At 66.9% G+C, this 20,435-nt stretch carries 21 protein-coding genes; 10 read left to right on the forward strand and 11 right to left on the reverse strand.

All coding sequences use genetic code 11. The annotated features are described in order from the left end of the window. The first annotated feature begins 1 nt into the window (after window position 1). Complete coding sequence (locus tag QRT08_RS01485; RefSeq protein ID WP_286043827.1) at window positions 2-616, forward strand: metal-dependent hydrolase; 615 nt, start codon at window positions 2-4, stop codon at window positions 614-616. Here the strand turns inward: QRT08_RS01485 and QRT08_RS01490 are convergent. Next, a complete protein-coding gene (locus tag QRT08_RS01490; RefSeq protein ID WP_286043829.1) occupies window positions 613-1,677 on the reverse strand; it encodes a polysaccharide deacetylase family protein in 1,065 nt (354 codons plus the stop codon). The two genes, QRT08_RS01485 and QRT08_RS01490, sit on opposite strands and share 4 nt — an antisense overlap. Window positions 1,678-2,277: 600 nt before the next feature. On the opposite strand from QRT08_RS01490, the gene QRT08_RS01495 reads away from it, so the two are divergent. After that, window positions 2,278-3,444, forward strand: a complete 1,167-nt coding sequence (locus QRT08_RS01495; protein WP_286043831.1) for a copper resistance D family protein — start codon at window positions 2,278-2,280, stop codon at window positions 3,442-3,444. Between the two features lie 220 nt (window positions 3,445-3,664). Here QRT08_RS01495 and QRT08_RS01500 read toward each other — a convergent pair whose 3' ends face one another. Continuing rightward, entirely contained in the window at window positions 3,665-4,456 is a 792-nt protein-coding gene (locus QRT08_RS01500) for a DUF7282 domain-containing protein (protein WP_286043833.1), read from the reverse strand. A 740-nt stretch (window positions 4,457-5,196) separates the two neighbouring features. Between QRT08_RS01500 and QRT08_RS01505 the strand changes: the two genes are divergently transcribed. Beyond that, on the forward strand, window positions 5,197-5,697 hold the full coding sequence (locus QRT08_RS01505) for a hypothetical protein (protein ID WP_286043835.1): 501 nt from the start codon (window positions 5,197-5,199) through the stop codon (window positions 5,695-5,697). Beyond that, window positions 5,694-6,176 (forward strand): hypothetical protein, encoded by a 483-nt coding sequence (locus tag QRT08_RS01510; RefSeq protein ID WP_286043837.1) that lies wholly within the window; start codon window positions 5,694-5,696, stop codon window positions 6,174-6,176. Before QRT08_RS01505 ends, QRT08_RS01510 begins: the two co-directional genes overlap by 4 nt. A 42-nt stretch (window positions 6,177-6,218) precedes the next feature. Here QRT08_RS01510 and QRT08_RS01515 read toward each other — a convergent pair whose 3' ends face one another. Then, a complete protein-coding gene (locus tag QRT08_RS01515) occupies window positions 6,219-6,713 on the reverse strand; it encodes an HTH domain-containing protein (RefSeq protein ID WP_286043839.1) in 495 nt (164 codons plus the stop codon). A gap of 238 nt (window positions 6,714-6,951) precedes the next feature. Between QRT08_RS01515 and QRT08_RS01520 the strand changes: the two genes are divergently transcribed. Next, window positions 6,952-7,194 carry a helix-turn-helix domain-containing protein gene (locus QRT08_RS01520; RefSeq protein ID WP_286043841.1) on the forward strand — a complete coding sequence of 81 codons (243 nt, stop codon included), beginning with the start codon at window positions 6,952-6,954 and terminating at the stop codon, window positions 7,192-7,194. Between the two features lie 69 nt (window positions 7,195-7,263). Here the strand turns inward: QRT08_RS01520 and QRT08_RS01525 are convergent, their stop codons facing one another. From QRT08_RS01525 to QRT08_RS01535, 3 genes are all read right to left on the reverse strand, one after another. Beyond that, window positions 7,264-7,707, reverse strand: a complete 444-nt coding sequence (locus QRT08_RS01525) for a pyridoxamine 5'-phosphate oxidase family protein (RefSeq protein WP_286043843.1) — start codon at window positions 7,705-7,707, stop codon at window positions 7,264-7,266. A 53-nt stretch (window positions 7,708-7,760) separates the two neighbouring features. Next, window positions 7,761-8,162 carry a universal stress protein gene (locus tag QRT08_RS01530; RefSeq protein WP_286043845.1) on the reverse strand — a complete coding sequence of 134 codons (402 nt, stop codon included), beginning with the start codon at window positions 8,160-8,162 and terminating at the stop codon, window positions 7,761-7,763. A 66-nt stretch (window positions 8,163-8,228) separates the two neighbouring features. Then, entirely contained in the window at window positions 8,229-8,873 is a 645-nt protein-coding gene (locus tag QRT08_RS01535; protein ID WP_286043847.1) for a DUF2238 domain-containing protein, read from the reverse strand. A 109-nt stretch (window positions 8,874-8,982) separates the two neighbouring features. Here QRT08_RS01535 and QRT08_RS01540 point away from each other — a divergent pair, with 109 nt between their 5' ends. Continuing rightward, window positions 8,983-9,402, forward strand: a complete 420-nt coding sequence (locus tag QRT08_RS01540; protein ID WP_286043849.1) for a universal stress protein — start codon at window positions 8,983-8,985, stop codon at window positions 9,400-9,402. A 56-nt stretch (window positions 9,403-9,458) separates the two neighbouring features. Here the strand turns inward: QRT08_RS01540 and QRT08_RS01545 are convergent, their stop codons facing one another. From QRT08_RS01545 to QRT08_RS01555, 3 genes are all read right to left on the reverse strand, one after another. Continuing rightward, the gene (locus tag QRT08_RS01545; protein WP_286043851.1) at window positions 9,459-9,878 is read right to left on the reverse strand and encodes a universal stress protein; all 420 of its coding nucleotides are present in this window, start codon (window positions 9,876-9,878) and stop codon (window positions 9,459-9,461) included. 472 nt (window positions 9,879-10,350) lie between these two features. Continuing rightward, complete coding sequence (locus QRT08_RS01550) at window positions 10,351-10,707, reverse strand: hypothetical protein (RefSeq protein ID WP_286043853.1); 357 nt, start codon at window positions 10,705-10,707, stop codon at window positions 10,351-10,353. 4 nt (window positions 10,708-10,711) lie between these two features. Continuing rightward, window positions 10,712-11,848 carry an aromatic ring-hydroxylating oxygenase subunit alpha gene (locus QRT08_RS01555; RefSeq protein WP_286043855.1) on the reverse strand — a complete coding sequence of 379 codons (1,137 nt, stop codon included), beginning with the start codon at window positions 11,846-11,848 and terminating at the stop codon, window positions 10,712-10,714. A gap of 405 nt (window positions 11,849-12,253) precedes the next feature. Here QRT08_RS01555 and QRT08_RS01560 point away from each other — a divergent pair, with 405 nt between their 5' ends. The 4 genes from QRT08_RS01560 to QRT08_RS01575 all read left to right on the forward strand — a co-directional run bounded on the left by QRT08_RS01560 (window position 12,254) and on the right by QRT08_RS01575 (window position 18,643). Continuing rightward, window positions 12,254-13,069 carry an IclR family transcriptional regulator gene (locus QRT08_RS01560; RefSeq protein ID WP_286043857.1) on the forward strand — a complete coding sequence of 272 codons (816 nt, stop codon included), beginning with the start codon at window positions 12,254-12,256 and terminating at the stop codon, window positions 13,067-13,069. A 54-nt stretch (window positions 13,070-13,123) separates the two neighbouring features. After that, window positions 13,124-15,625 carry a GcvT family protein gene (locus QRT08_RS01565; RefSeq protein WP_286043859.1) on the forward strand — a complete coding sequence of 834 codons (2,502 nt, stop codon included), beginning with the start codon at window positions 13,124-13,126 and terminating at the stop codon, window positions 15,623-15,625. A gap of 2 nt (window positions 15,626-15,627) precedes the next feature. Continuing rightward, entirely contained in the window at window positions 15,628-16,851 is a 1,224-nt protein-coding gene (ilvA, locus tag QRT08_RS01570; protein ID WP_286043861.1) for a threonine ammonia-lyase, read from the forward strand. A gap of 175 nt (window positions 16,852-17,026) precedes the next feature. Next, window positions 17,027-18,643, forward strand: coding sequence for a BCCT family transporter (locus QRT08_RS01575; RefSeq protein WP_286043863.1), 1,617 nt, complete (start codon window positions 17,027-17,029; stop codon window positions 18,641-18,643). A 6-nt stretch (window positions 18,644-18,649) separates the two neighbouring features. Here QRT08_RS01575 and QRT08_RS01580 read toward each other — a convergent pair whose 3' ends face one another. Next, entirely contained in the window at window positions 18,650-19,090 is a 441-nt protein-coding gene (locus tag QRT08_RS01580) for a universal stress protein (RefSeq protein ID WP_286043865.1), read from the reverse strand. A 54-nt stretch (window positions 19,091-19,144) separates the two neighbouring features. Next, window positions 19,145-20,395, reverse strand: coding sequence for a serine hydroxymethyltransferase (locus QRT08_RS01585; protein ID WP_286043867.1), 1,251 nt, complete (start codon window positions 20,393-20,395; stop codon window positions 19,145-19,147). Window positions 20,396-20,435 lie beyond the last annotated feature (40 nt).

Genomic DNA, 20,435 nt, shown 5'->3' on the forward strand with positions numbered 1-20,435 from the left:
TATGTGGCCATGGGAACACGCGCTTTTCGCGTACATACTGTACTCGGTCATCAGCCGGATCTGGCTGCGCCGAACGCCGTCGGCGCTCCCGGTGCTGGTGCTGGTCGTCGCGTCGAGCGGTCCCGACCTGATCGACAAGCCCCTGGCGTGGCAGTTCGGGGTCTTCTCGAGCGGGTACGCCCTCGGTCACTCCGTCTTCTTCGCCGTCCCCCTCGCGGTGTTCGTCGGCCTCCTGGCGTGGGGCTACGGCCGACCCGGCGTCGGCCTCGCCTTCGGCGTGGGCTACCTCTCACACCTCGTCGGCGACCTGATCCCGATCTACGCCGAGGAGGGTGAGCTATCGCTCGACCCGGTCATCTGGCCGCTCGGCGAGCGCTCGACGACGGATCACAGCCAGGGCTTTCTCGATCGATTTCTCGAACTGTTCGTCCCCTACTCCGAGGAGTTCTGGACGGAGTTCCTCTCGATGGAGTTCTCGGCGTACACCCTGCTCCAGTTCGGGATCGCCGGACTCGCCGTCTTCCTCTGGCTGCTCGACGGCATGCCCGTCCTCCGGGAGGGCTACCTGAAACTGCGCGCCCGCCTCGCGCCCGACCCCGCGCGAACCGTGGACTAGGCACACCGTTCGATGGCGTCGCGCAGCGTCAGAACGCTGATCCCCCGCTCGTGAACCCACGACAGCGTCTCGTGGATCCGCTCCTCGGTCACCTCCTCCTTGAACGTGTGCGCGCCGATCACCCCGAGCGCACCCCGCTCGGCGATCTCGTCGAGATCGGCCTTGACCCTCTCAGGCGAGGTGAACTCGATGAAGTAATCGCGTCTGGTATAAAAGGGATCGAACCCCTCGGGATCGTTCACGCGCGAGCCGTGGCGCGCGTTCGCGACCCCCGAGTAGTACTCGGCGACGAACTCGCGGGAGTAATCGTCGAAGTTGTCGTACGGCGCCAGCAGGGTGTCGACCGCAAAGCCCGCGCGTTCGAGCGCACGCTTCGAGTCCCGAAGCGAGGCGCGCATCTGCTCGGCCGGATACCTAACTCTCGTCTCGCCCGCCGCGCAGGCCTCGCCTACCGGCTCGGCCAACTCGATGTAGCGGCCGATACCGTCGCTACCGTAGTCGGCCACCGTCCGGTGGAGCGTGTGTTCGTCGTCGGCGATTTCCAGGGTCTTCCCCCGATGATAGCCGTGGCGAATCTCTTCGGGGTAGATGCGCTCGTCGCCGGGGTAGGCGTCCTCGAGCAGTTCGAACGTGCCCAGTGTCGTGTGCTCGGTGGTGTGCGAGGCGACCTCCCAGCCCGCCTCGACCAACTCCTCGAGGTGCGCGACGTCCATACACCCGTTTGTTTGATAGTCCGGCCGGCCGAGCCAGTCGCTGACGACGCCGACGGTCGCAGGGGCGTCGAACGCCTGATGGGCGGGGAACGCCTGGGTGTAGTCTTCGAGGGGGCCGTCGTCGTAGACGAACACCACCGCCCCGCCCTCGGGAAGTTCCGGGGATCGGTGTTTCTCGCCATCGTCCCTCCTCTCCTCGCCACTCCCGCCCGCCGACTCCTCGGGCGGGTCGTCGTCGGACGTCACTCCCGCGCGTTCGTCGGCGAAACAGCCCGCAAGCGAGAGCGCGCCCGCAAGGACGCCACACCGGAGGATTCGCCGCCGGCTGATAGATGGGTCGGTCGACACACGTCCATAAAACATGTCATGTGACGTTAGTATGGGACGCTTGACGTCGCCCCCCGACCGCCGAGCGCTCTCGTCGATGTCGGGTTCGGAGCTACCCCGCGAATCGGCGAACGATCGACCGCCGTCGTGGCGTCTCACGCTGGATCACCCCGTCGGTTCGGGAATCGCCCGATCGGACGAGAGACGTGGCGCGTGCCGCGAACGGCGGGTTCGATCCCTCGGCCGTCCCGAGGCGGGGGGCATCATCCCGGGCATTCGGGTCGGCGGCGGATCGATCCCCGGACGCATCGGATCGAGGGTCGCGCATCCGGTATCCCGTGTCAGACGTGTTTCGAGTACCGTTCCGAACGGGGACAGATATCTCGATTGACCGACTCGCCGGTGAACGCGGATACTTCTCGACGTATCGACTCAGTGGGTTCTTTAGGGGTAATAAACCGCTAAGACGAGTCGCTCGCTAGTCACATCGTCCTCCCGGTAGTATCGTCGTGTCTATCTGTCTTAGATGCGGCCTGTCTCCAGCGAAGTCGGAACACCGTTCTCGCCCGGAATAAGCCATCACAACGGTTAATGCGACCGCTGATCGCTATTGGCCAGACCATGAGCGCAGGACTGATGCAACTGATGGAGCTAGGGAACCCAGCGTTCCGAGGGGTGCTGGTGGGGGCGCTGATGCTCCTCATTGGCGCTCCACCGACCCTCTCGTTCGTCGTCCTCCCCGAACTGGAGCGTCGCGGCCTTGACACGACACGAGCCCACCAAGTCCCCCTTCCCATCATGGGAGTATCGCTCATCGGCGCGACCTTCGCGGGGACCGCGCTCGCTATCGAGAACGCACAGACGGCCGATATCGCTTCGTTTCTCGCGTGGACAGGGTCAACCTCGGCGGGCCAGGCGTGGCTGGTATTCGTCGCCGTCGCCGTCGTTTTGGGTGGGCTGACAACAGGATGGTACGTGATCCCCGGCAACATATCGTGGCGCCTCTGGCTCGGGACGGTGTTCCTCGGCGCGTTCGCGATGCTCGTCACGTTCTGCTGGACGCGCTTCTCGACCGCCGTCGACATTCCTGCCGTGGCCATCCTCGTCAAGCTCGGGCACATGACGGGTGCCGCGCTGTGGGTCGGTGGTCTCGCCGTGCTCGCCGTGCTCCCCAGACTGGTCCCGCGTGACGTCGACTCCGACGCCGATACCGACATGGCACGGCTCGTTCTCGCGGTCGTCCGACGGTTCTCGATCGTTGCCGTTACGGGAGTCACCGTCGCCTTCGCTACCGGCGTCGTCATCGCCGCGTGGCACGTCCCGACGCTCACAGCGCTTGCCACGACCCCGTACGGTGTCCTCCTCTCGGCGAAGGTGGGGCTGGTCGTGGTCGCGGCCACGATGGGTGGGTTCAATCGGCTCGTCCTCCACGAGCAGATCGCCTATTCCGTACGCGAGTCGACTGACGCCGCCGTCCTTCCGGGGCTGTTGGCGGTCGTCGAGCCACGGATCACGGTGGAGGACGCCGTCTCGACGATCACTCGGTCGATCCGGCTAGAACTGGCGGTACTGGTCGTCGCGATAGGGCTGTCGGCCGCGCTCACCACCGTCGTGACGCCGTCGTACGAACTGCTCGAACCCGCGGTGGGGGCGTCCAGTGGGATCGTTTGGGGGGTCGTTCCCATCGGGTTCGCGACCCTCCTCAAATCCGGAGCGATCAGTATCGGTCTCGCCGGGTCGCTCGCGCTGGGCTACGAACTGGGCAAGTTCGATCCCGCTCGCGAGTGACCGAACCGCGGTCGCTTCGCGACTCCGACCGCGTGCGGCGATCGTCGACGGGCGACGCACCGTAGGTCGGTTAGAATGGCAGTGTCACGCTCCACCGCCACCCGCGAACCGGGATTACGACCGTCTCGGCGACGGATCGAAATCGGATCGTGATCCGGTGGACCTCGGGCGTCCACCCGAACCCGCCCGAAAAATGCAGTGATCGAACGGTGGTATGGGTTCAGTCGTCGTCGTCGTGTTTGTTGTCGTCGTCCTCGACCTCGCCGTTGTGGAGGCCGTCCTCGCGCCGGAAGATGTGGAAGTCCTCCTCGTTCTCCTCGAGCGGGACGACCGCCGCGATGTCGGTCGGACGGTCGGGTCCGGGCGGGGCGAACGTCCCGTCGGTCGGTTCGCCGACCCCGGGGCCGTACGCGGGGTCCTCGTCGTCATCGTCGAAGAAGTCCCACTCCTCGTTCTCGTTGCTGTCGATGTGGGGCAGCGAGACCAACACGGTCGGCTCCTCGAGACGGTCCATGTCGTCCGGGACCGCCTGCAGCTCCTTGACTTGGAAGATCGGAACCTTGACGTTCTGGTGGAGGCCCTGTTCGAGGTGCTCCGAGTAGCCGATGATCGTCGCGGCGGCGTTCTGCGCCGAGCCGTCCTCGGGATTGATGAAGCCCACGTCCGCGATCCCCTCCTCGGGACGCGCGATGTGGACGGACATGAACCCGCCCTCCTCGGTGGTGATGTTGACCTCGTCAACGATCACGTACGTGCCGTCGGTGACCTGGTCCGAGAAGCGACTGTACGATAGCCCTCGGCCCTCGCCGAGCGGGCCTTCTGGGCGCTGGTCCTCGTTGGGCGTGTACTCGACGTCGCCGTCGTCGACGGACGCGCTGACGCTGCCCGCGAACCCGAGGGCGGCGGCGGTCCCGCCGAGGGCCTGCAGCACGCGTCGGCGCGAGGACGAGTGGGTCGTGGTTCGCTGCGATTCTGTTCCGTTTGCCGTGATCCTCTGTGGGTCGTCTGACATTGTGTCCTCCGATACTGGACCGCTTCCAGCGCTCGTACCCTCACGGGGATGGCCGATTGTAATTGGTCGCCTAGCAGGGCCACCCGGCCTCGGCGTCCGTAGCGGGTGCTTACCGGCGTTCGTGCGAGATCGGGCCTCCACGAAGTGTCGTCAAGCCGTACCTACCGATCGCCGGACGCGACGAAACCGCTGCGTGACGGCGACGGTGTCGGCCCCGGGGAGGGCTCCCGACCCGGCCGGTCTCGTGGCGCTGCTCCGATCGGGCCCGACGAAAACCCCACGATTATCTGCCACGTTCCCTCGTATCGTTTCATTCGAACGGGACGTTCGCGGGTTCGCGCGGGGCCGTTCGCCCGTCACGGTCGGGGGCCGTGTCGTTCGACCCGGTGGACCGACGCGGCCTCCAGTGCCTCGCCTCCTCGGCCCTCGACACGGCAGGGAACGTGCGTCTTGACGACGGGCGATCCGGACCGATAAACGGGAGTGTGAGTCGGCTGAGCCCCGGGAGGACGACTCGAAAGTGACCGTAACGGGACAGTTCAGGCTCGTTGACGCCTTCTCGAGGGGGCTTTCCTTCTCGAACCGTCACATTCGTCACCGGACATGCAATTATATTTCCGCCGATATCACGGTGCTCTCCAGCGATTACGACAGAACAGGTTTCCTATACTAGGTGGTGTGGAGCCGAAAAATCCAGCCCCGGGGTTTATATCCGTCCATCGACTGATTCCCACTCGACCATGAGCGCAGATGTGAAGACCGATCAACCGGCGGACGCCGGAGCGCCGTTCGCCGTGTCGATACAGAACAAACTCCGGAGCGTGGATCGTGCCCTGGAGTCGTGGCTCGCAGCCCACGGCGTCACGTTCCTCAGATACGCACTCGCGATGGTGTTCTTCTGGTTCGGGATCGTCAAGCCGTTCGGCGTCAGCCCCGCCAACCCAGTCGTCGAGACCGGGATCTTCTTCCTCCCGTTCGACATCTTCTTCCCCGTCCTCGGCTGGTGGGAGGCCGTCGTCGGCGTCGGCCTCCTGTTCAAACGGACCATCAGGTTCGCCGTCTACCTGATGGTGTTCCAGATGCTCGGGACGATGATCCCCCTGTTCAGCGCCCCGTCGATGACGTTCTCGCAGTTCCCGTTCATTCCGACGGCGATCGGGGCGTACATCATCAAGAACTGGGTGCTGTTGAGTAGCGGTCTCGTCGTGTTAGCCAAAGTCGATCTAGAGGACGACCGATGAGCCTGCGATCCGACGACCCCGTGAAGTGGACGCCACGACGGAACATGGCCGCGTTCGGAGCGGGGATCGAACGGACGTTCCTCGCGTTCGTCGAGGACCACAGCCTCACGATGCTTCGCTACGCGCTGGTCGCCGTCTACGTCTGGTTCGGCCTGCTGACGGTGACCGGCACGAGCCCGACCGCGGGGCTCATCGCCGAGATGTTCCCGTTCGTGCCGCCGACCCTCTTCCAGGTGGTGCTCGGCGGCTGGGAGGTCGCGGTCGGCCTCGCGCTGTTGTCCCGGCGGACGCTCCGACTCGCGGTGATCCTGCTGGCGTCCCACGCGGCGGTCGTCATGCTGCCGCTTGCGGTGTTCCCGGCCCAGACGTTCTCGTACTTCCCGTACGGACCGTCGTTCGAGGGCGTCTACATCATCAAGGACTGGGTGCTGCTGGGCGCCGTGATGACCGTCGGCGGGCTGGTCGGCGCGGACGACTGAGCGCGCCCGACGGGTAGCGCACGGGCTGGGACGGTATCCCGACTACAGCCGAGAGGAGAGCGGTTCGCCCGATTTCGCGGCGGCCTCGGGCGACGATCGGAGCGATTCGAGCGCCTCGACGCCGTCGTGGATCGTGTGGACCTCGTCGTCGTCGCGGTGCGGGTAGACCGCTTCGAGCGTCCCGTCGTCGTAGACGGCGAGACAGAGCAGCGGGAGGACGACGACGACGCTTCCGCGTTCGGATTCCTCGTCGAGAAACGAGTCGGTGGCCCGCCACTCGAAGGCGGGCGTGAGCGAACAGTCGTTCCGTCCCGCCCAGCGGGCGAACTCGTCGACCGTCTCCCGGACCGCCGCGACGTCGTTTCCGCCTGTCGCCCTGACCGACGCGCCCCACGCGTCGACGTCGAGGTCGGTCAGCGGACCGTCCTTGACGAGGTCGCGGAGGCGATCGATTATCTCCTTCTGTGTCCGGTCGATTCCGTAGGGTGCGAGCGTGCGAAGCCGTAAGACCGCCTCAAGCGATTCGTGGCTCTCCATAGCGACCCCACCGATGACGGGGACGTAGTTAAACGTGATCCAGTTGACTAGATAGGTCGAGGCGAGAACAGGACGATATCCCTGCCCTCGCCCCCGATGGAGCCGGGATTTCGGGGGGATGCCACGCCGGTCTAGAGTCGCGTCCACGTTACGACCGCGATCCGGACGGGGTCGCCACGAGCGGGGGTTGGGAACGCAGGCGGTACGTTTAGGTGACAGCGCGTCAACTAGTCCCCCAATGGATCCCCAGACAGACCAGCCCCGACCAGTCGCCGCACTCCCGGAGGAACTGCGCTCGGCCGGCGCGAAACTCGTCTACCTCTATCTGGCCGTCGAGAACGAGGCGACGATCGACGAACTGCAGGCGATCCTCGGGATGCGCAAGGTCACGCTGTACCCGCTCCTCCAGACGCTGACGCGCAACGGCCTCGTCGAGAAGGTCGACACCAGATACGTCTGTACGGAGACGCGAAACACCTGAGTCGGGGCCACGCCTGCGAACCGGGAGTTCGCTTTAGCGGGAGGCGACGCGATCGGAGCCGGATCGCCGTCAGGACGTGAACTCCTTTCTGCCCTGGAGCGTCTCGGGGACGAGCCGGAAGTGCCGGAACGTGACGTCCTCGGGCGGCCGGTCGAAGATGTCGACCGACGGGATCCGGACCGCCCACATCTCCTGGACGGCGGCCGACTCGTAGGGCTGTCCCTCGATCTCCTCGAGGCGGCCCGAGGCGACCACGCTCCGCCACCCCTCGTCGGTCCGGTCGTGGGTCACGAACGAGACGGGGCCGTCGAGAACCGCCTCCTTGCCGCTCCCTGGCGGGAACGCGAGCCGGTAGTAGAAGGCCATCGAGTCGGCGGTGTAGCCGTACGACACCGGGATCGAGAACGGCGGTTCGTCGGCCTCGGTCGAAAACGAGATCACGCCCGTCCCGCCCCGGCCGAGAAACGCGTTCAGTTCCTCGTCGGTCATCTGCACCCAGCGTAGGGATCCCATGACCCGTTTACGATTTGCCAGTAAAAAAGGCCTCGGGCGCCGCCGGACGACGGTCACTCGACGATCAGGACCGGCGCGGACGCCCCCTTCGAGACGCGATCCGAGACGCTGCCCCGGAGGAAGTGATCGAGTTCCCGGTGTCGCCCCATCACGATCAGGTCGATCCCGTGTTCCTCGGCGTACGTCAGGATCGCCTCGTGTCGGAGCCCGTGGGTCACCGTCCGCTCGACGCGCTCGACGCCTCGCTCTCCCGCGAGGTCGGCGACGTGGTCGACCGCCTGTCGGCCGACCCGTCGGAGGTCGTCGAAATCGACGCCGGGGGCGATCGCGGCGGAGTTGACCACGTACAGCGCGTGGAGCGTCGCCCCGTGTTCGTCCGCGAGCGCGACGGCCTCCCCGATCGCCCGCTCCGTGTTCTCGTGACCGTCTGTCGGAACGAGTATGTCCTGGTACATCTGCTCTCCCGAAGCGCGTACCCCTACTGACGGCCCGGAGCACCAAAAATCACCCCGTCGAGGCCGTCACGAGCGGGGTCGGGAGCCGCCTCGCTCGTCGGACGCCGACGCGCCCCCCGACCGACCGGCGTCGACCGACCGGACGACGTTTTCCAGCGCGTACGGCCCCAACAGGACGACGAGACCGCCGCCGATGGCGTCGAAGACGAGGTCCAGCGCCGTGTCGAGGCGGCCGTAGGAGATGAGAAGCGGCGCGATCCCGAGGCGGTCCCCGAGCGCGTGGACGACGTATTCGAGGAGTTCCCAGAGCAGCCCCAGGCCCAGGGTCGACCCGAGGACGAACCCCGGGACGTGGCCCGTCGGCGCGAACCGCCGGTCGCACTCCGGGTTCGTCCGGGCGACCACGTAGGCGACCCCGCCGACGGAACTCGCCGAGAGGACGTGCGCGACGTGGTCCCACCACCAGACCCGGTCGTACGTGCCGAGCATCCCGACCGCGTGGGTGAACGTCGTCGCCGAGATCCAGAGCCGCTGCCACGGGCGGAGGTCGAGGGCGTACCGATGCTCGAGGCCGCCCGGCACGTGTGCGATGGCGAGCGCCGCCACCCCGTTGGCGACCACGCTCGCGTCCCGCCGATGGAGCCCGATCGCTACCGCCGCGGCGACGGCGAGGCGCAGGCACCGGTCGAGGTGTCGGTGAGCGTGTCTCATCGGACGGGGCCGGGACGGACGCGACCCGGTGTCCACCTTAGGTGGCCCGCGGGGATAAATCGGCGCCGTCCCCGAGGGAAGTATATCCGCGCGCGTCGTCCACCTCGGTATGTACGAGCGCATCCTCGTGGCGATCGACGACGGGCCGGCGTCGAGGGAGGCCGTCCGCCACGCCCGCGCCCTCGCGGAGTCGGCGGACGCAGTCGTCTACGTCCTGCACGTCGTCCGGGTGGACAACCCGCTCTCGTTCGGCATCGAGGAGGTCGACGACCTCAACGCCGCCGAGGAACGCCTCGCCGGGATCGTCTCGGAACGGTTCGACGGGGACGCGACCGTCCACAGCGCGCTCCGCCGGGGCGGCCCCGCCGAGCGGATCGTCGAGTTCGCCGACGAGGTCGACGCCGACCTGATCGTCATCGGCCGCCACGACGGGGGCGATCTGCGCGACTGCCTGCTGGGGAGCACCCCGGCACGCGTGCTCGCGACGACGTTCCGGCCGACGCTCCTCGTCTCCGATACACTGGAATGACGCGGCGCTCGCCACTCTCGTCCCGTATCGACCCGTGGGCCGACGGGCTGATCCCGTTACGTGGTGAGGACGGGACGCGCGGCGGTTCGAACGACGCGATCGGCCACGCTCCCCACGTGGCCGTCTATCCGGTGGGACTGCCCCTGGCACCCGAGAACGATGAGGTCCGCGTCGATCGCGTCGGCGTAGTCGATGATCTCCTGATGGGGTCGACCGCGACAGAGCCTCGTCTCGACCGATAGCTCCCGATCGTCCGCCAGGTCCGCGACCTCCTCCAGAAGGCCGTAGCCGCGCTCTTCGAGTTCGTTGAGGACCACCTCGGCGCTGCTCAGCGTCGGCTCCCCGTAGCGTGCCGTGTCCACGACGTGGAGCGTATGGACCGTCGCCCCGTAGTTCTCCGCGAGGTCGAGCGCGTGTTCGACCGCTCGATTGGCGGATTCGCTGCCGTCCGTCGGTACGAGTATCGTCTTGTACATCGGTGTCCTCCGCGTCTACTACACGGATTCGAATCGACAAATAGTTACTCGACCGATAGCTTCCGGGGCCGGTTTCGGATTCCACGGTCGATTCGAGGGAGTCCGTCGGACCGGACGATATCGAATGGTTCGAATCGGTGCCGATTCGCGGACCGTGGAGAAGCAGTCATGTATCCAACTATTATCCGCGATGGACACGTCTCCGAACGGGTCGAAACGGGGCGAACCCGCGTCCGCCGCCGGTGATCGACTCTCGTGCTCATATTCCGGTGATTCCTGTACGGATGACTTATTTACTCGTCATTAGTGAACGTACCATCGAACCGCTCCGAGCGGACGGCCCGGCCGCGGTCGGGAACGTGGCTCGAATCGACTGGTCGGTAATCCGAGCGACCGCCGATTCGACAGTCGTCCTGATAATTCGTGGCGATCGGAGAGTCGCGAACCGGGTCGGTCCGTAGGGGTCGCCGGCTCACGTGACTCGGATGTGATCGTCGCGCGGTTCGTACAGTTCGCCGTCCATTCGAAGCGATCGGATCGCCTCCAGGGTCTCCCCGATCGTCCGCCCCGCGTCCGCCATCGCCGCGCTGACGATCCCCAGGGGAACGCCGTCCTCGAAGCGATCCTCGAGTCCGGCGATCACCGACGCGAGGTCGTCCTCCGAGGAGGATTCGAGACCGTCGAAGTCCGCCCAGCCCCACGCGACGTCGTGGCCGGTGATCGAGCGGTGTCGCCGATAGAAGGCGACCGCCTCGTTGGGGTCATCGACCTCCTTCGAGACGTCGCACGCCTCGCAGACGACGAACGACCGCCGTTCTCGTTGGCTCATTCCCTCAGGCCTCGTAGGCCTCCTGGGCGAGGCGGTGGAGGCGGTGGACGGTGTGTTCGTTCGGCCCGAGTTGGCCCTGTGCGAGCGCGCCGGACTTCATCCCCTGGTACTGGCGCTCGACCAGTTCGAAGTCCTCCTCCTGGAGCTTCCGGCTCAGTTTGACGAACTCCTGTTCCTCCTCGCTCAACTCCGAGTCCTTGAAGTAGTAGTCGGCGATGAGCTGGAACCGGCCCTCGTCGATGGGGTCGATGATGTAGGTGCCGTAGCCGTCGGCGTTGCCGTACATGTTGAGCGTGAAGTTCGGCCAGAAGTAGTAGAAGCGCGCCTCGCCCTCGATGAGCGATTCGGCGGCCTCGACGCCCTCGTCGTGGGTGTAGTGGAGCACCCAGTAGTGGTCGTCGACGACGAGTTCCGATTCGGCAAGCGAGATCCCCTTGATCCAGTCCTGGTGGTTGGCCTGACAGTGATCGCACTCCGAGTAATTTCCACTAAACGTCTTCCAGTTGCACTCGACCTCCGAGACGTACCGGCGCGCGAGTTCGTACTCCTCCAGGGGGAACGACTCGAGCTCCTCCTTGAGCGTGCCGGCCTGCTCCTCGAGCGGCATTGGGTCGGCGTCGAAGTTGACGAACAACAGCGGGCCGATCGAGTCGAGGTGGATCTCCATCAACCCGTTGTCCTCCCGATCGAGCTTCGGGACGTCCTCGTCCTCCAGATCGGGGTTCATCCCCGCGGTCTCGAAGCTCCGGGGCGTGCTGCGAAGCGTCCCGTCGAGGTCGTACGTCCAGAGGTGGTACGGACACCGGATCCCGTTCGCGCTGCCCGGGTCCGTCATCGGCGTGTCGTCGACCATCTTCGAGCCCCGGTGGGCACAGACGTTGTAGAACGCCCGTACCTCGCGGTCCTTGTCTCTGAGGACGATGACGTTTCTGTCCCCGATCGTCCGGGTGAAGTACTCCCCCGGCTCCTCGATGGCGTTCGCGTGGCCCGCGTACACCCAGTACCGGGAGAACACCTTCTCCTTTTCCATCTCGTGGACCGCCGGGTCCGTGAAGTACTTCGCCGGCAGCGCGTTCGTCTCGTCGGTTATGTCGGGGCTGACCGATGCAGTCGCGTCTGTCCCGTCGTTCCACCGCGTCATACGGCCACCAGTAGATCACCCACCCATAAAAAAGTTGGTGGCACGATAGCGCCTCCCAGGGGCAGCCGGGATCGCCGTAGTCGGCCGCGAACGCGTCCGGACTCCAATTGGGTTTCGATATGTCGAACTGACATCGCCCGACCCTCCCGGCGAATACCGAGCGATAGTTCGTGATCGAACAGCCGGATTACATCGGTATTCCTGTAATGGACCGACGGCACACGACGCCGGAATCGGGCGGGCCGGTCGCGGAACCCCGGATCGTTCGGATATGCCGAACCGACAGGCGGGCGTCCGGCGCACCCGACCACCGGATCGGGGTTCGGATCGGTGCCGTCGGCCCCCGCCTGGAACCTGTTCGGCGCGTCCGAACTGTTTTATGCTCGTGGCGTAGAGAGGGGGAGTATGCCAACGGATCGCGCACGGGGTGGGGTGAAGACGACCGAGCGGTCGTTCGCGTTCGTCGAGCACATCCAGCGCCGGGACGGGGCGACGCTCTCGGAACTCGTCGCGGAGTTCGGCCTCGCAAAGAGCACCGTCTACAAGCATCTCTCCACCCTCGAATCCCACGGCTACCTCGAAAAGGAGGGCGAGCAGTACCACGTCGGCCTGAAGTTCCACCACCACGGCGAGTACGCCCGCCTCAGAAAGCGGGGGTATCGACTCGCCGGACGGACGGTCCGGGACCTCGCCGAGCGGACCAGCGAGGAGGCCGACTTCGTCGTCGAGAACGACGGCCGGACGATCACGGTCTACGAGTCCTACCACCCCCAGAACAGCTACCGCGAGGACCTCTTCGCCACCACCAGCGACCTCTCGCACTCGGGGACGTACTACCACATGCACTGTACGGCCGCCGGGAAGGCGCTGCTGGCGGAACTGCCCGACGAGCGGGTTGCGGCGATACTCGACCGCTGGGGGCTGCCCGCGCGCACGGAGAACACGATCACCGACCGCGCCGCCCTTCGGGACGACCTCGCGCGTACGCGAGAGCGCGGGTACGCGGTCGCCGACGAGGAGTACGTCGACGGCCTGCGCGCGGTGGGCGTCGCCGTCTCGAACCCCGACGGGTCGACGCTCGGCGCGCTGGGGATGTCGGTCCCGACGTACCGCCGCGAGAGCGACGCCTTCGAGACGGACCTCGCCGGGATCGTCGTGGAGGCCGCCCGCGACCTCGAAGCCGCGCTCCGGGAGGGCGAGGGCGCCGAGGCGGAGTCGTGACGCGTGTGACCGTGACACTTAATGTGCTGGTCCGACGACCCCAGTACGAACCACATGAGCGCCGAGACACTCCCACAGGAAGCGGAGACCGTCGTCGTCGGGGCCGGCTGTGTCGGCTGTAGCGCCGCCTACCACCTCGCCGAGCAGGGACGTGAGGAGATCGTCGTCGTCGATCAGGGCCCGCTCTTCGAGACGGGCGGGTCGACCTCCCACGCCCCCGGGCTCGTCTTTCAGACGACCGAGAACGAACTGATGAGCCGGCTCGCCCAGTACACCGTCGACCTCTACGGCGAGTTCGACAGTTTCGCCGACTGCGGCGGCATCGAGGTCGCTTACACCGAGGATCGCTGGGACTACCTGCAACGAAAGCGCGAGTACGGCCGCTCGTGGGGGATCGAAGGAGGTGAGTTACTCTCGCCCGCAGAGGTCGCCGAGCGGATCCCCCAGATCGATTCCTCAGTGATCCACGGCGGCTACCACGTTCCCAGCGACGGCAAGGCTCACGCGGTCGACGCCTCGGCGGCGATGGCCCACGCGGCCGAGGATCGAGGGGCCGCGGAGTTCCACGGCCACACCACCGTCACCGACATCGAGACGGAGGGCGGCGAGATCCGGGCGGTCGTCACCGACAACGGGCGGATCGAGTGCGAGGAGGTACTCGTGGCGACGAACATCTGGGGGCCGCTGTTCGGCGAGATGGTCGACGTCGACGTTCCCCTCGTCCCCTGCGCCCACCAGTACCTCGTGAGCGAACCCCTCGACGAACTCGCGGGCGCGAGCGCGGAACTCGAACAGCCGATACTGCGCCACCAGGACTACTCCCTCTATTTCCGCCAGCATCACGATTCGTACGGCATCGGCTCGTACGACCACGAACCCCTGCTCGTGGACCCCGAGGACATCCGCGCGCCCGAGGAGTCGGAGGAGATGCCCTCGATCCGGGAGTTCACCGAGGAACACTTCTACGAGCCAACCCACCCGGACATCGACAAGTCCGCCTACGACGCCGCCCGCGAACTCGTCCCCGCCTTCGAGGACTGCGGGTTCGAGCGCGCGTTCAACGGGATGTTCTCGTTCACTCCTGATGGAATGCCGATCCTCGGCGAGACCGAGGACATCGACGGGCTGTGGTGGGCGCTGGCGGTCTGGGTGACCCAGTCGGGCGGCGTCGGCAGCGTCGTCGCCTCGTGGATGGACGAGGGCGTTCCCCGACTCGAGAACGAAAAGATCGACGTCAGCGGCGCGCACGTCGAGCGGTTCCAGCCACATTCGGGCAGCCGGGCCTTCTCGTACGCCCGCGGCGGTCAACAGTACCAGGAGGTCTACCAGCTGATCCATCCGAACGAGCAACCGCAGAACCAGCGCGGGCTTAGACGGAGCCCGTTCTACGAGCGCCAGAAGGAGCTCGGTGCGGAGTTCTACGAGTCGGGCGGCTGGGAGGTACCCCAGTGGTACGAGGACAACGAGTCCCTGCTCGAGGAGTACGACGTGCCCGAACGGTCGGGCTGGCTCGCGGAGGGCTGGTCGCCGATTCAGGGGGCCGAGCATCAGGCGGTGCGGGAGAACGTCGGGATCTACGACCTCTCGCGCTACACCGGTATCGAGATCGAAGGAGAAGGGGCGCTCGAATTCGTCCAGCGGCTGTTCGCGAACGACCTCGAGAGCTCGATAGGACAGGTGCGCTACACCCCGATGCTCGACGAGGACGGCGGGGTGCTGGCGGACATGGCGGTCACCCGCCTCGGAGAAGACCGATTCGTCGCGACCACCGGCGGCGGCGCCTCGGCGACCGAGCACACCCGCTGGATCCGCGATCACGCGCCCGATCAGGGAGTGACGATCGACGCCCACGTCTCCGATCAGTGCGGGCTCGGCGTCTGGGGGCCGAAGGCGAGGGAGGTGCTCCAGCCGCTCACCGACGAGGACCTCTCGAACGATGCCTTCGGGTATTTCCGCGCCAAGGAGTTCTACCTCGACTCCATACCGGTTCTTGGACTACGAGTCTCGTACGTCGGCGAACTCGGCTGGGAACTCTACGCGCCCACGGAGTACGGCGGGCGGCTCTGGGACCTGATCTGGGAGCAAGGTCGAGAGCACGACATGATCGCGCTCGGCAACGGCGCGTTCCTCGGGTCACTTCGATTGGAGAAGGGCTACCGGCTGTGGGGGACCGACCTCACGCCCGAGCACGACCCCTACGAGGCGGGGATCGGTTTCGCGGTCGATACCGACAAAGAGGAGTTCATCGGCCGGGACGCACTGCTGGAGGCGAAGGAGTCGGGCCCCGATCGGGAGATCGTTCCGATGACCGTTGACGACGCGGGTGCCGTCGTCGACGGCGGCAAGCCGATCCTCGACGGCGAGGAGGTCGTCGGCCACGTGAAGGCCGCCGACTACGGCTACAGCATCGACGCGGGGATCGCCTACGGCTACCTTCACACGGAGCGCGCCGAACCCGGCGTCTCGCTCGAAATCGAGTTCGAGGGCGAGCGCTACCCGGTCACGGTCGCCGAGGAGCCGCTGTTCGACCCCGACCGGGAGAAGATCATCCGATAGCCATGTCCGTTACCTTCGCCGACATCGAGGCGGCCGGGAAACGACTCGACGACGAGAGCGTCGTCAAGCGCACGCCCGTCGAGCGAAGCACCTCCCTGGGTGCGATGGTCGACGCCGACGTCCGCCTGAAGATGGAGCACCTCCAGTGGACGGGCTCGTTCAAGACGCGGGGCGCGTACAACAAGCTCTCGCAGGCGGTCGCCGAGGGCGGGGTCGAACACGCGGTGGCGGCGAGCGCGGGCAACCACGCCCAGGGGGTCGCGCTCGCGGCCACCACCCTCGGGGTGGACTCGACGATCGTCATGCCCCGGACCGCACCCCAGACGAAGATCGACGCCACCCGCGGGTACGGCGCGACGGTCGAACTCCACGGCAAGGACTTCCAGGAGGCGATGGCCCACGCGAAAGAGCTCGCGGGAGGGAGTGAGACGACGTTCGTCCACGCCTACGACGACCCCGACATCGTCGCCGGGCAGGGTACGCTGGGAGTGGAGATGGTCGAGGACTGCCCCGAGGTCGACACCGTGATCGTTCCCATCGGCGGGGGCGGCCTCATCTCGGGGATCGCCCTCGCCTTCGCCGAACTCGCCCCCGAGGTCCGGGTCGTCGGCGTCCAGGCCGAGGAGGCCGCGACCGTCCCCGAGAGCCTCGACAAGGGGATTCCCCAGACGCTCGATTCGGTCGATACGATCGCCGACGGGATCGCCACGGGCGGCGTCTCCGAACTCACGCTGGGAATCATCGAGAAGCACGTCGACGAGGTCGTCACCGTCTCGGACGACGAGATCGCCCGGGCGATACTGCTGTTGCTCGAACGCGCGAAACAGCTCGTCGAGGGCGCGGGCGCGGCGGGGGTTGCGGCGCTGTTGAGCGACGACCTCGACGTGCGTGGCGAGTCCGTCATGCCCCTGCTTTGTGGCGGGAACCTCGACATGCCGATGCTCCAGACGGTGCTCGTCCACGCGATGACCGACCGTGAGCAGCTGTTGCACCTGCGGGTCCACATCGACGACCAGCCCGGACGGATGGCCGAGATCTCCCGGGTGATCGCCGACCACGACGCGAACATCCGGGACGTGCGCCACGAGCGGGCGGTAGAGGGCCTCCGCGTCGGCGACGCCTACCTCGTCTTCCGGCTGGTCACCAGCGGGTCGGGCCACTCGCGGGCGATCACGGAGGCGATCGAGGACCGCGGCTACGACGTCGAGATCGTCAACGCCCGCTGACCGTCCGAACAGCGAAACGTTTATGGTCCGATTCGCCATGATTGTCAACGGATGTCATGATACGATCCATCATCGGACCGACCGACGGACGTGCCGACGGGGACGCGGGGCGTGGTGTCGCCGATAGGGGGCGAGTTCGGAGGGGCGTCCCCGGCGCGACGGGGGGACGGGCGCGATGAGTAGCCGATCGGCGCTGACGGAGTTCCGCGAGGAACTCGACGTGCCCGTGTTCGTCGTCGGGGCGGGCGTGGCCGGACTCGCGGTCCTCGCGTTCGTGCTGGCCGAGGACGCGGCTACCCAGGCGATGACCGGCGTCAACACGTTCCTCTGGACGAACCTCGGGTGGGCGTACCTGCTCGCGATGTTCGTCCTCGTCGCGTTCGTCCTCTTTCTGATCTTCGGGCCGTGGGGCAACATCAAACTCGGCGACGACGACGAGGAACCGGAGTTCACGTTCCTCGCGTACTTCGCGATGCTGTACTCGGCGGGGATCGCCGCCGGCATCGTCTTCTGGGGGCCCGCGGAGGCGATCTTCCACTACGACGCCGTCTCGCCGTTCGTCGGCGCCGAATCCCAGTCGCCCGCCGCCGCGGTCGGCGCCGTCCAGTACACCTTCTTCCACTGGGGGCTCTCGGCGTGGACCGCCTACGTCGTGATGGGGCTGCCGATCGCCTACTTCGCCTACCGCCACGACGCGCCGCTTCGCATCTCGACGGTGATCGCGCCGTGGGTCGGCCTCGACAACCTCGACGGCGCGGTGGCGAAGGTCGTCGACATCCTCGCCGTGTTCGCGACCATCGGCGGCGTCGCGACCACGCTCGGGCTGGTCGGCAGCCAGTTCCTCGTCGGGATCGAGTGGATGACCGGCGCGAGCGTCGGCGACCTCGGGACGATTCTCGTGATCACCGGGCTGACCGTCGCCTTCACGGTCTCGGTGGCGCTCGGCGTCGAGAAGGGGATCCGACGGATCTCCTACTTCAACATGGCGCTGTTCGCGGTCGTCACCGTCGCGACGTTCGTCCTCGGGCCGACGGGCTACATCATGGCGGTCGGCACCGAGGCCCTCGGGGGGTACATCAACCAGTTCATCACGATGAGCTTCTACACGGGCGCGGCGGCCACAGGAAGCGCGGGCGTCGCCGAGTGGGTCGGGAGTTGGACGATCTTCTACTGGGCGTGGTGGTTCTCGTGGACGCCGTTCGTCGGCCTGTTCATCGCCCGGATCTCCCGCGGTCGGACGGTCAGACAGGTCGCCGTCACGGGCGTGATCGCCTCGACGGGCATCACGATCCCGTGGTTCGCCACGATGGGCGGGACCGCCATCTTCCTGCAGGAGAACGGCCGGGCGGACATCCTCACGGTCGTCAGCAATCTCGGCGAGGCCGCCTCGGGCTACCCGCTGTTCGAGGCCCTGCCGCTGGGCGGGCTGTTGACCGTGCTGTTTCTCGTGCTCGTGACGACGTTTCTCGTCACCTCCGCGGACTCCTCGACGCTGGCGCTCGGCATGCTCACCACCGGCGGCGCGGAGCGCCCCTCGACGATCAACCGCGTCATCTGGGGCTTCCTGATCGGCGCGCTGGCCTCGCTCCTGATGGTCATCGGCGGGGTCGACGCGCTGCAGGCGGCCGCCATCATCACGGGCGGGCCGTTCGCGCTCGTCACGCTGCTGGCGGTGGCGTCGATGATCCTCACGTTCGGCAAGCAGCGCGCGCTGTTCCTCCGCGAGGAGGACGAGGTCGACGTCCCGGCGTCTGCGGACGTCATCGAGGGCGGGGCACAGGACGACGACTGAACCGATCTATTCGAGTTTCCCGCGACGAACGGTGAGAACGGGGACGTTCGCGGTCCGGACGACCCGCTCGGTCACGTTACCGAGGATCACGTCCTGAACCCCGTCACGGCCGTGGGTTCCCATGACGATACAGTCGATGCCGTTCTCCTCGGCGTACTCGACGATCTCCTTGTGGGCCTTCCCGTGCTCGACGGCGGCGACGCCCGAGACGCCGCGCGCCTCGGCGTCGGCCACCACCTCCTCGGTCACCTCCTCGCCGTATCGCACCCACTCCTCGCGCTCGGTCACCTGCCGCATCGAGTCGGAGGGGAGCGCCGAGAGCCGCGATTCGACGACGAACAGCGCGTGAACGCTCGCGTTGACCGCCGCCGCGAGGTCGATCCCGTGATCGACCGCCTTGCGCGCCTCCTCGCTCCCGTCGGTCGGAATCAGTATTCGGTCGTACATGCGTTAGCACGCCTCAGCGGTTCGCACGGTTCGGCAAAATAGCTTCCGCCCGACTCACCGATAGACCGGGTGGTCCTCGCAGAGCCGGGCGACGTCGTCTGCGACCTCCTCGCGGACGGCCTCGTCCTCCGGCGCGTCGAGCACCCGGACGATCCCCTCGCCGACGGCCTCCATTTCCTCGCGTTCGAACCCCCGTGTGGTCACGCAGGGCGTGCCGATCCGGATCCCGCTGGTGACAAAGGGCGAGCGCGTCTCGCCCGGCACGGTGTTCTTGTTCACGATCACGTCGACCGTTTCGAGGGCCGCCTCGGCGTCCTTGCCGGTGAGGTCGGGGTGTGACTCCCGGAGGTCGACGAGCAGGAGGTGCTTGTCGGTGCCGCCCGAGACCAGCGAGAGGCCGTTCTCCCGGAACACGTCCGCGAGCGTCTTGGCGTTCTCGACGACCTGTTCCGCGTACTCTTCGAACTCGTCGGTCAGCGCCTCGCCGAAGCCGGCGGCCTTGCCCGCGACGTTGTGCATCAGCGGGCCGCCCTGCCCGCCCGGGAAGACGGCCTTGTCGACCGCCTCGGCGTGCTCCTCGCTGCACATGACGATCCCGCCCCGACCCGCCCGGATGGTCTTGTGCGTCGAACCGGTGACGAAGTCGGCGTGGTCGACCGGCGAGGAGTGAACGCCCGCCGCGACGAGGCCGGTGATGTGGGCGATGTCCGCGAGGTGATAGGCCCCGACCTCGTCGGCGACCTCCCCGACGCGCTCCCAGTCGAACTCGCGGGGGTACGCGGAGGAGCCGCTGACGATCACGTCGGGGTCGAACTCCGCGGCCCGCTCTTCGAGCCCCTCGTAGTCGATGTAGCCCGTCTCGGGGTCGACCTCGTACTGCTCGACCTCGTAGAGTTGACCCGAGAAGTTGACGTGGTGCCCGTGCGAGAGGTGCCCGCCGTGGGTCAGATCCAGCGAGAGGATCCGATCGCCCGGCTCCAGCACGGCGTAGTAGACCGCCTGGTTGGCCTGCGTCCCCGAGTGGGGCTGGACGTTGACGTGCTCGGCGCCCCAGAGTTCCTTCGCGCGCTCGATGGCGAGTTCCTCGACGCGATCGACGTGTTCACAGCCGCCGTAGTAGCGCTTGCCGGAGTAGCCCTCCGCGTACTTGTTGGTGAGACAGCTCCCCTGTGCGGCGAGGACCGCCTCCGAGACGTGGTTCTCCGAGGCGATCATCCCCAGCGTCGATTCCTGTCGGTCGCGCTCGGCGTCGATCGCGTCGGCGACCGCTGGCGCTCGCTCTGCGAGCGGATCCGCTCGTGACATGGCGGGCGTAGTTCGTCGAAGGGCCACATGAATCTTGGGG

The organism is Halalkalicoccus sp. NIPERK01 (assembly GCF_030287405.1).
Lineage (GTDB): Archaea > Halobacteriota > Halobacteria > Halobacteriales > Halalkalicoccaceae > Halalkalicoccus.

Excerpts from the sequence above, each read along its gene's own strand:
- QRT08_RS01585 (WP_286043867.1), bottom strand. The coding sequence starts at position 20,395 with ATGTCACGAGCGGATCCGCTCGCAGAGCGAGCGCCAGCGGTCGCCGAC.
- QRT08_RS01550 (WP_286043853.1), bottom strand. The coding sequence starts at position 10,707 with ATGAGCCAACGAGAACGGCGGTCGTTCGTCGTCTGCGAGGCGTGCGAC.
- QRT08_RS01555 (WP_286043855.1), bottom strand. The coding sequence starts at position 11,848 with ATGACGCGGTGGAACGACGGGACAGACGCGACTGCATCGGTCAGCCCC.
- QRT08_RS01510 (WP_286043837.1), top strand. The coding sequence starts at position 5,694 with ATGAGCCTGCGATCCGACGACCCCGTGAAGTGGACGCCACGACGGAAC.
- QRT08_RS01535 (WP_286043847.1), bottom strand. The coding sequence starts at position 8,873 with ATGAGACACGCTCACCGACACCTCGACCGGTGCCTGCGCCTCGCCGTC.
- QRT08_RS01495 (WP_286043831.1), top strand. The coding sequence starts at position 2,278 with ATGAGCGCAGGACTGATGCAACTGATGGAGCTAGGGAACCCAGCGTTC.
- QRT08_RS01500 (WP_286043833.1), bottom strand. The coding sequence starts at position 4,456 with ATGTCAGACGACCCACAGAGGATCACGGCAAACGGAACAGAATCGCAG.
- QRT08_RS01565 (WP_286043859.1), top strand. The coding sequence starts at position 13,124 with ATGAGCGCCGAGACACTCCCACAGGAAGCGGAGACCGTCGTCGTCGGG.
- QRT08_RS01520 (WP_286043841.1), top strand. The coding sequence starts at position 6,952 with ATGGATCCCCAGACAGACCAGCCCCGACCAGTCGCCGCACTCCCGGAG.
- QRT08_RS01515 (WP_286043839.1), bottom strand. The coding sequence starts at position 6,713 with ATGGAGAGCCACGAATCGCTTGAGGCGGTCTTACGGCTTCGCACGCTC.
- ilvA (WP_286043861.1), top strand. The coding sequence starts at position 15,628 with ATGTCCGTTACCTTCGCCGACATCGAGGCGGCCGGGAAACGACTCGAC.
- QRT08_RS01560 (WP_286043857.1), top strand. The coding sequence starts at position 12,254 with ATGCCAACGGATCGCGCACGGGGTGGGGTGAAGACGACCGAGCGGTCG.
- QRT08_RS01485 (WP_286043827.1), top strand. The coding sequence starts at position 2 with ATGTGGCCATGGGAACACGCGCTTTTCGCGTACATACTGTACTCGGTC.
- QRT08_RS01575 (WP_286043863.1), top strand. The coding sequence starts at position 17,027 with ATGAGTAGCCGATCGGCGCTGACGGAGTTCCGCGAGGAACTCGACGTG.
- QRT08_RS01505 (WP_286043835.1), top strand. The coding sequence starts at position 5,197 with ATGAGCGCAGATGTGAAGACCGATCAACCGGCGGACGCCGGAGCGCCG.
- QRT08_RS01540 (WP_286043849.1), top strand. The coding sequence starts at position 8,983 with ATGTACGAGCGCATCCTCGTGGCGATCGACGACGGGCCGGCGTCGAGG.
- QRT08_RS01530 (WP_286043845.1), bottom strand. The coding sequence starts at position 8,162 with ATGTACCAGGACATACTCGTTCCGACAGACGGTCACGAGAACACGGAG.
- QRT08_RS01525 (WP_286043843.1), bottom strand. The coding sequence starts at position 7,707 with ATGGGATCCCTACGCTGGGTGCAGATGACCGACGAGGAACTGAACGCG.
- QRT08_RS01580 (WP_286043865.1), bottom strand. The coding sequence starts at position 19,090 with ATGTACGACCGAATACTGATTCCGACCGACGGGAGCGAGGAGGCGCGC.
- QRT08_RS01545 (WP_286043851.1), bottom strand. The coding sequence starts at position 9,878 with ATGTACAAGACGATACTCGTACCGACGGACGGCAGCGAATCCGCCAAT.